This is a genomic window from Kutzneria viridogrisea DSM 43870 (genome assembly GCF_000525635.1).
Taxonomy (GTDB): Bacteria; Actinomycetota; Actinomycetes; order Mycobacteriales; family Pseudonocardiaceae; genus Kutzneria; species Kutzneria viridogrisea.
This window is the reverse complement of record NZ_CP007155.1, coordinates 7,377,392-7,386,340: the sequence shown is the minus strand read 5'-3', so window position 1 is coordinate 7,386,340 and position 8,949 is coordinate 7,377,392. Positions and strand designations below refer to the sequence as shown.

The 8,949-nt window shown below is 72.0% G+C and carries 1 protein-coding gene; it reads left to right on the top strand.

Annotated elements, in window-relative coordinates; translation table 11 throughout:
* Nucleotides 1-13 precede the first annotated feature (13 nt).
* Nucleotides 14-8,917, top strand: a complete 8,904-nt coding sequence (locus KALB_RS32245) for a type I polyketide synthase (RefSeq protein ID WP_025359804.1) — start codon at nucleotides 14-16, stop codon at nucleotides 8,915-8,917.
* Nucleotides 8,918-8,949 lie beyond the last annotated feature (32 nt).

The following is an 8,949-nucleotide window of genomic DNA, read 5'->3' as shown; positions in this document are numbered from 1 at the left end:
AAGGTGACGAGACGTGGCGGACGAGGACAAGCTGCTCGGCTACCTGAAGAAGGTGACCGCTGACCTGCGGCTGGCCCATCGCCGGCTGCGTGAGGTCGAGGAACGCGACAGCGAGCCCATCGCCGTGGTGGCGATGAGCTGCCGGTTCCCGGGCGGCATCAGGACGCCCGAGCAGCTGTGGGACCTGCTCGCCGAGGGCGGGGACGGGATCGGGCAGTTCCCGGAGGACCGGGGCTGGCCGCTGGAGGCGCTCTACAACCTCGACGCCAGCCAGTCGGGCACCAGCTACGTGCGCGAGGGCGGCTTCGTGTACGACGCCGCGCAGTTCGACCCCGGCTTCTTCGGCATGTCCCCGCGCGAGGCCATGGCCACCGACCCGCAGCAGCGCCTGCTGCTCAACGCCTCCTGGGAGGCCTTCGAGCGGGCGGGCATCGACCCGCACTCGCTGAAGGGCACGCGCACCGGCGTGTTCGTCGGCGCCGCCTCCACCGGGTACGGCGCGGGGCTGACCGCGCTGCCCGAGGGCGTGGAAGGCCACATGCTCACCGGCAACTCGACCGCGGTCGTGTCCGGGCGGGTGTCCTACGTGCTGGGCCTGAAGGGTCCGGCCGTCACGGTGGACACGGCCTGCTCCTCCTCGCTGGTGGCCATCCACTGGGCCGCGCAGGCACTGCGGCGCGGTGAGTGCTCGCTCGCGCTGGCCGGTGGCGTGACCGTCATGTCCACCCCCGGAATGTTCCTGGAGTTCAGCCGTCAGCGTGGGCTGGCCGCCGACGGGCGCTGCAAGCCCTTCGCCGCCGGGGCCGACGGCACCGGCTGGTCCGAGGGCGTCGGCCTGGTGCTGCTGGAGAAGCTGTCCGACGCGCAGGCCAACGGCCACCCGATCCTCGCCGTGGTCCGGGGTTCCGCGGTGAACCAGGACGGTGCCTCCAACGGCCTGACCGCGCCGAACGGCCCGTCCCAGCAGCAGGTGATCCGCCAGGCGCTGGAGAGCGCGGGCCTGCAACCGTCCGATGTGGACGCTGTCGAGGCGCACGGCACGGGCACCGTGCTCGGTGACCCGATCGAGGCGCACGCGCTGATCTCCACCTACGGCAAGGGCCGCGAGAACCCGCTGTGGCTGGGCTCGGTGAAGTCGAACATCGGCCACACGCAGGCGGCCGCCGGTATCGCCGGGGTCATGAAGATGGTCCTGGCCATGCGGCACGGTGTGCTGCCGCAGTCCCTGCACGTGGACGAGCCCTCCCCGCACGTGGACTGGTCGGCGGGCGACGTGCGGCTGCTGACCGAGGCGCGGCCCTGGGACGCCGAGGTGCGTCGTGCGGGCATCTCCTCGTTCGGCATCAGCGGCACCAACGCCCACGTGATCGTCGAGCAGGCTCCCGCCGAGGAGGCGGCGGACGCCGTTGCCCCGCAGCGGGTCGTGCCCTGGCTGGTGTCCGGGCGCAGCCCCGAGGCGCTGCGTGCCCAGGCCGCCGCCCTGTTGGAGATCCTCGACTCAAAGTCCACTGTGGACGTCGCGCACTCGCTGGCCACCGGCCGGGCCTCCTTCGAGCACCGGGCCGTGCTGGTGGGGGAGAGCGCCGAGGACTTCCGTCGCCAGCTCACCGCGTTGGCCAGCGGTGTGGGCACGAGTGGACTGGTGCAGGGCACGATCCCGGCCGGTGGCAAGAGCGGCGGCAAATCGGCGTTCCTGTTCTCCGGTCAGGGTTCGCAGCGTGCGGGCATGGGCCGGGAGCTGTACGCGGCTTTTCCCAAGTTCGCTGGATCTTTGGATGAGGTGCTGGCGCACTTTTCCACTGATCTGAAGGACGTCATGTTCGGCGACTCAGAGGCGCTGCACCGCACCGAGTACACGCAGCCCGCGCTGTTCGCGATCGAGGTCGCGCTGTACCGGCTCGTGGAGTCCTGGGAGCTGAAGCCGGACTACCTGGTCGGCCACTCGATCGGTGAGCTGGCCGCGGCGCACATCGCCGGGATCCTGTCGCTGGGGGACGCGGCGAAGTTGGTTGCGGCGCGCGGCAAGCTGATGGGTGCGCTGCCCACTGGTGGTGCGATGGTCGCGATCCAGGCGACTGAGGACGAGGTTGTTCCGCATCTGACTGACCGGGTGTCGATCGCTGCGATCAACGGGCCGGACTCGGTGGTCGTTTCTGGGACTGAGGACGCGGTTGAGACTGTCGTCTCACATTTCACCGACCGTAAGACTCGTCGCCTGACGGTGAGCCATGCGTTCCACTCGCCGTTGATGGACCCGATGCTGGCGGAGTTCGGCAAGGTCGCTTCGGGGCTGACGTTCAATCAGCCGCAGATCCCGGTGGTGGGCAACACCGAGGGCGACCCGACGACCCCTGAGTACTGGGTGCGCCACGTTCGTGAGGCCGTGCGCTTCCACGCCGGGATCGAGAAGCTGCGCGGCCTGGGCGTCACGCGCTTCCTGGAGCTCGGCCCGGACGGTGTGCTCGCCGCGATGGCTGGCGGCGTGGCAGTGCTGCGCAAGGACCGCGACGAGCCGACCACGCTGTTCACCGCGATCGGCCAGCTGCACGCGGGCGGCCTGTCCCCGGACTGGAAGACCGTGGCCGCCGAGTGGGGCGGCAAGCGGGTCGACCTGCCCACCTACGCGTTCCAGCAGCAGCGGTTCTGGCTGGAGGCCCCGGCCGGTGCGCCGACCGCGGCGCCCGTGGACACCGTGGACGCCCAGTTCTGGGCCGCCGTGGAGCAGGGCGACTTCGAGGCGCTCGGCGTGGACGCCGAGGCCTCGCTCCGTGACGCGTTGCCGCAGCTGACCGCGCTGCGCCGCCAGCACGGTGAACAGTCAACTGTCGACAGTTGGCGGTACGAGGTCACCTGGCAGCCCGTGCCGGTGTCCAGCTCGGCCACCCTGACCGGCTCGTGGCTGCTGCTGGTCCACCCCGGCACCGAGCTCGCGCTCGGCGAGCAGGTCACCGTGGTCGAGTGCCCGGTGAACGCCGACCGTGCCCAGCTCGCCGAGCTGCTGCGTGACCGCCCGGCCGACGGTGTGCTGTCCGCGCTGAACCTCGACGAGACCGTGGCGCTGATCCAGGCCCTCGGCGACCTCGACCGCGGCGCCCCGCTGTGGAGCCTCACCCGTGGCGCCGTCTCGGTGGGCCGCCGCGACGTCGTCACCAACGTGCGCCAGGCCGCGATCTGGGGCATTGGGCGGGTCGCCGCGCTGGAGCACCCCGACCGCTGGGGCGGCGTGATCGACCTGCCGGAGCAGTTGGACGCCCGCGCGCTGGGCCGCCTGCACGCCGTGCTGGCCGGGACCACTGGCGAGGACCAGGTCGCCATCCGCGACACCGGCGTGCTCGGCCGTCGCCTGACCCGCGCCGCGGCGGCCACCGGCAAGTGGCAGCCCCGCGGCACCGTGCTGATCTCCGGCGGCACCGGCGCCCTGGGCCGCCAGGTCGCCCAGTGGCTGCTGGACAACGGCGCCGAGCACGTGGTGCTGGCCAGCCGCCGGGGCGGGACGGCCCCGGAGTTCGGCGACCGCGCCAGCGTCGTGGCCTGCGACATCGCCAACCGCGCCGCACTGGAGATCCTGCTCTCCAAGCACGAGTTCACCGCCGTGGTGCACGCGGCCGGTGTGCTGGACGACGGTGTGCTGGACTCACTGACCCCCGACCGGCTCGCTGGCGTCATGCGCGCCAAGGTCGACGCGGCGATCAACCTGCACGAGCTCACCGGCGACTTGGACGCCTTCGTGCTGTTCTCCTCCTTCGCGGGCGCTGTGGGTGCTGCGGGCCAAGGCAGCTACGTAGCCGCCAACAGCGTGCTGGACTCGCTGGCCGACCTGCGGCGTGCTGGGGGTCAGTCGGCGACTTCCATCGCGTGGGGTCCGTGGGCCGAGTCGGGCATGGCCGCTGACGGCAGCGAGCGGATGCGTCGTGGCGGCTTGCCGCCCATGGCGCCCGAGCTGGCGCTCAAGGCGTTGCAGCAGTCGGCGGGCTGCGTGGTCGTGGCCGACGTGGACTGGGACCAGTTCGGTCCTGGCTTCGTGGCCGTGCGGCCCAGTGCGCTGCTGAGTGAGTTCGTGGCCATGCCGGACACGGCGAGCACGCAGACCTTGGCGCAGCAGCTCGCTGAGCTCGGTGAGGCCGAGCGTGACGCAGCGGTGCTGGCGCTCGTGCGGGCCCACGCGGCTGCTGTGCTCGGACACGCCACTCCGGACGCTGTGGACGTGGACCGCCCGTTCCGCGACTTGGGCTTCGACTCGCTGACCGCCGTGGAGCTGCGCAACTCGCTGGGCGCCGCGACCGGTCTGCGGCTGCCCGCCACCATGGTGTTCGACTACCCGACCGCCACCACGCTCGCCACGCACGTGCTGACCGAACTGGGCATCACGCAGGTCGAGACGGCCACGGTGGGCGTGGCGGCCAATGTGGATGACCCGATCGCCATCGTGGGCATGAGCTGCCGGTTCCCGGGCGGGGTCGACTCCCCGGAGGACCTGTGGCGGCTGCTGTCCGGCGGCGGGGACGCCATCGGCCCGTTCCCGGCCGACCGCGGCTGGGACTTCGACGCCTTCTACGACCCCGAGCCCGGCAAGCCTGGCAAGTTCTACGTGCGCGAGGGCGGTTTCCTCAGCGGGGCCACCGAGTTCGACCCCGGCTTCTTCGGCATCTCCCCGCGTGAGGCCGTGGCCATGGACCCCCAGCAGCGCTTGCTGCTGGAGACCTCCTGGGAGGCCCTGGAGAGCGCGGGCGTGAACCCGGCCTCCGCGCAGGGCAAGCCGATCGGCGTGTTCGTCGGCACCAACGGCCAGGACTACCCGACCCTGCTCACCTACGCCGCCGAGGACTCCGAGGGACACGCTGGCACCGGCAACGCCGCCAGCGTCGTGTCCGGGCGCGTGGCGTACTCGCTGGGCCTTGAGGGTCCGGCTGTCACGGTGGACACGGCGTGCTCGTCCTCGCTGGTGGCGCTGCACTGGGCCGCACAGGCGTTGCAGCGCGGCGAGTGCAGCATGGCGCTCGTGGGCGGCGTGACCGTCATGTCCACCCCCGGTGCGTTCATCGAGTTCAGCCGACAGGGCGGTCTGGCCAAGGACGGGCGCTGCAAGGCGTTCTCCGACGGCGCGGACGGCACGAGCTGGGGCGAGGGCGTGGGCGTGCTCGTGGTGGAGCGGCTGTCCGAGGCCCAGCGCAACGGCCACCCGATCCTCGCCGTGGTCAAGGGTTCCGCGGTGAACCAGGACGGTGCCTCGAACGGCCTGACCGCGCCGAACGGTCCTTCGCAGCAGCGGGTGATCCGCCAGGCCCTGGCCGTCGCGGGCCTCGCACCGTCCGATGTGGACGCTGTCGAGGCGCACGGCACCGGTACCTCGCTGGGCGACCCGATCGAGGCGCAGGCCTTGCTCGCCACGTACGGCCAGGACCGCGAGCGGCCCCTGTGGCTGGGCTCGGTCAAGTCGAACATCGGCCACACGCAGGCCGCCGCGGGTGTCGCGGGCGTCATCAAGATGGTGCTGGCGCTCCAGCACCGCGTGCTGCCGCAGACCCTGCACGTCACCGAGCCCAGCTCGCACGTGGACTGGTCCGCGGGCAGCGTGGAGCTGCTGACCCGGCCCGTGCCGTGGGACGGCGACCAGCGCCGCGCGGGCATCTCCTCGTTCGGCGTGAGCGGCACCAACGCGCACGTCATCATCGAGCAGGCACCCGAGTCGGCCCAGCAGGCCGGGGCCGACACCGCGGACGTGCCGTTCGTGCTGTCGGCGCGCACCCAGGACGGGCTGTCCGCGCAGACCCGCAGGCTGCTCGCCCACCTGGACTCCCACCCCGAGCTGCGCGCCGTGGACGTGGCCCACTCGCTGGCCACCACCCGGTCCACCTTCGAGTACCGCTCGGTGCTGCTCGACCGCGAGTCGGCGGCCATCACCGGGGTCGCCGACAGCGGCAAGACCGCGTTCCTGTTCTCCGGGCAGGGCTCGCAGCGCGCCGGGATGGGCCGCGAGCTGTACGAGGCGTTCCCGGTGTTCGCCGACGCCCTGGACGAGGTGCTCGCGCACTTCGACATGCCGCTGCGCGAGGTGATGTTCGGTGAGTCCGAGCTGCTGGACCAGACCGAGTACACGCAGGCCGCGCTGTTCGCCATCGAGGTGGCTCTGTATCGCCTAACCCAGTCGTTTGGCGTTACGCCGGACTACCTGATCGGCCACTCCATCGGTGAGCTGGCCGCGGCACACGTGGCCGGGGTGCTGTCCCTGGCCGATGCGAGCAGGTTGGTGGCCGCGCGGGGCCGTTTGATGCAGGCTTTGCCGCCCGGCGGGGCAATGGTCGCCATCCAGGCGACCGAGGACGAGGTTCGGCCACTACTGACTGAACGTGTGTCTGTTGCCGCCATCAACGGACCGGACTCGGTGGTCGTGTCCGGCGACGAGGACGCGGTTGAGACCGTGGTCTCGAATTTCACCGACCGCAAAACGCGGCGGCTCACGGTGAGCCACGCGTTCCACTCACCGCGCATGGACCCCATGCTGGAGGAGTTCGGGCAGATCGCCGCCGAGCTGGCCTACCACCAGCCGGTCATCCCCGTCATCGGCAACATCGAGGGCGACCCGACCACGCCCGAGTATTGGGTGCGCCACGTGCGTGAGGCCGTGCGCTTCCACCAGGGCGTGCAGCAGCTCACCGAGTTGGGCGTCACGCGCTGGTTGGAACTGGGGCCGGACGGGGTGCTGTCGGCCATGGCCAACGGGGTGCCCACGCTGCGCAAGAACCGTGCTGAGGTGAAGACCTTCACCACCGCGCTGGCCAGCATGTACGTCAAGGGCCTCGCCGTCGACTGGACCAAGCTGCTGCCCGCCGACGCGCGCATCGTGGAACTGCCCACCTACGCGTTCCAGCACCAGCGCTACTGGCCGAAGATCGCCACCGCCCCGGTCGGCCGCGAACAGGACGCCGTGGACGCCCAGTTCTGGGCCGCTGTGGAGCGCGGGGACCTGGGTGAGCTCGGGGTGGACGCCGAGGCCCCGCTCAGCGCCGCCCTGCCCGCGCTGACCGCCTGGCGGCAGCAGCGCGGTGAACAGTCAACTGTCGACAGTTGGCGCTACCGGGTGACCTGGAAGCAACTGCCCTCGGTCAGCGCCCCGGCCGAGCAGGGCAACTGGCTGCTGGTGCACCCCGGCAACGGCGCCGAGGTGGCCAAGGTCCTGGAGGAGCGCGGCGCCACCGTCACCGCGCTGGAGCTGGACGACACCGACCGCGAGTCGATCACCGGACGGCTGTTCGAGGCCGCTGGCGAGTACGACGGGGTGCTGTCGGTGCTCGGGCTCACCGGCACGATGAGCCTGCTCCAGGCCCTGGGCGACGCCGGGATCGAGGCCCCGATGTGGGCGCTGACCCGCGGCGCGGTCTCGGTCGGCAGCGCGGACCCGATCACCGGCACCGAGCAGGCCGGGATCTGGGGCCTGGGCCGGGTCGCCGCGCTGGAGTACCCCGAGCGCTGGGGCGGCCTGGTGGACCTGCCCGAGACCCTGGACGAGCGGACCGGTGACCAGCTCACCGCCGTGCTCGCCGGGCTGGCCGACGAGGACCAGGTGGCGCTGCGCTCCGCCGGGGTCTTCGGCCGCCGACTGGTGCGCGCCCCGCTGGCCGGTACCGGTGAGAGCTGGCGCCCCCGCGGCACCGTGCTGATCACCGGCGGCACCGGCGCGCTGGGCCGTCAGGTGGCGGCCTGGCTGCTGGACAACGGTGCCGAGCACGTGGTGCTGACCAGCCGCCGCGGCGGTGAGGCCCCGGAGTTCGGGGACCGCGCCACCGTGGTCGCCTGCGACATGTCCGACCGGGCAGCGGTGGAGAACCTGTTGGCCGCCACCGAGTTCTCGGCGGTCGTGCACGCGGCGGGCGTGCTGGACGACGGGGTGCTGGACTCGATGACCCCCGAGCGGCTGGCGGGCGTGCTGCGGGCCAAGGTGGACTCCGCGCGCATCCTGGACGAGCTGACCCGTGGCCGCGAACTGGACGCGTTCGTGCTGTTCTCCTCCTTCGCGGGCACCATCGGCGCGGCGGGGCAGGGCAACTACGTGGCCGCCAACAGCGCGCTGGACGCGCTGGCCGAGCAGCGGCACGCGGCGGGCCTGCCCGCGACCTCCATCGCGTGGGGGCCGTGGGCCGAGGCGGGCATGGCCACCGACGAGGCCGTGGCCGCGCGGCAGCGGCGCGGCGGGGTGCTGCCGATGCGCCCCGACCTGGCGATCACCGCGATGAGCCAGGCGCTGGGCAAGGCGGAGACCTGCGTGGTCGTGGCCGAGGTGGACTGGGAGAAGTTCGGGCCCGGGTTCGCCGCCATGCGACCGAGTCCGCTGCTGGCCGACATCCCCGAGGTGCAGCGGGCACTGGCCGCCGCACCGCGCGCCGAGGCCGCACCGGCCGGGTTCCGCGAGCAGTTGGCGGGCCTGACCGAGGGCGAGCGCGGGCGTGCGCTGCTGGAGCTGGTGCGCGGACAGGTCGCCGCCGTGCTGGGCTACCAGTCGGCCACCGAGGTGGAACCGGGCCGCGCCTTCAAGGACCTCGGTTTCGACTCGCTGACCGCGGTGGAGCTGCGCAACGCCCTCGGTGTGATCACCGGGCTGAGCCTGCCCGCCACCGTGATCTTCGACCATGCCAACCCGACCGCGCTGGCCGAGCACCTGCGCGCCGAGCTGTTCACTGGGGCCACCGGTGGCGGCGCGGTGGGCGTGCTCACCGAACTGGACCGGTTGGAGGCGGCGGCCAGCGCGCTGTCGCCGGAGGAGCTGTCCCGCAACAGGATCACCGCTCGCCTGCAGGCACTGGTGCAGAAACTGAGCCAGAGCACCGGGTCCGAGGACGGTTCGGCCGTCGTGGACCGCCTGCAGTCCGCGAGCTCCGATGAGGTCTTCGACTTCATCGACAGGGAACTCGGGCTCACCTGAGCCGCCACGAAACGCGCCCGGGACCAAGCAAG